The following is a 590-nucleotide window of genomic DNA, read 5'->3' as shown; positions in this document are numbered from 1 at the left end:
GTCTTTGCGGTTGGAGCGATTTCTTACGCAGACTATTCTGGCATCAATCTGGGCACCATCTTTGGCAGGATCTCCAACCTTTGCAGGGACTGATAGGAGATATCTTGAACGGCCTCGACGCTTCTTGCATGCGTTGAGGATCTGCTTGACGTTCATCCGCTTTCCTTCGAACTCGTATGTGATCTTGGAGTCTTTCTTCACCATGGCGATTACGTTCAAACCACGTTGACTGATTTGGACAATCTGATGAGGATTGGAGAACCAAGTGTCAAACATGACGTACTTGGCAGTGAGCCCTGCTTTCAAGGCTTGATCAAGCAGCTGGATAACTACATCGGTCCCCTTTGATTGGGCCATAATCCGCCTCTTGGCCGCGATTGTGCGCTTGTCGATCTTCTTGGTCGTCCCGATGACATTCTGATCGTTCCTTTGAGGACAAGAGTAATGAAGCGATTGGGACAAAGGAGGATCCATCAGTCCAACCCATGGTCATCATTCGAAAGCCCTTCTTGTAGGTCATCGAAACGTGGTCGAATACTTTGGCAGCCAGCTCAGTCTTCTTGTATCCAGTTCTAGAGTAGAGCGAATCG

General features: G+C 48.8%; 1 pseudogene. It reads right to left on the bottom strand.

The window, feature by feature from the left end:
- Positions 1 to 590 (bottom strand): annotated as a pseudogene (locus tag FD23_RS10990) (transposase); the annotation flags it as partial.

Origin of the sequence: Lactobacillus delbrueckii subsp. delbrueckii DSM 20074 = JCM 1012 (assembly GCF_001433875.1) — a bacterium.
GTDB lineage: Bacteria > Bacillota > Bacilli > Lactobacillales > Lactobacillaceae > Lactobacillus > Lactobacillus delbrueckii.
The sequence above is the reverse complement of the archived record's forward strand: the minus strand, read 5'-3'. Positions and strand labels throughout refer to the sequence as shown.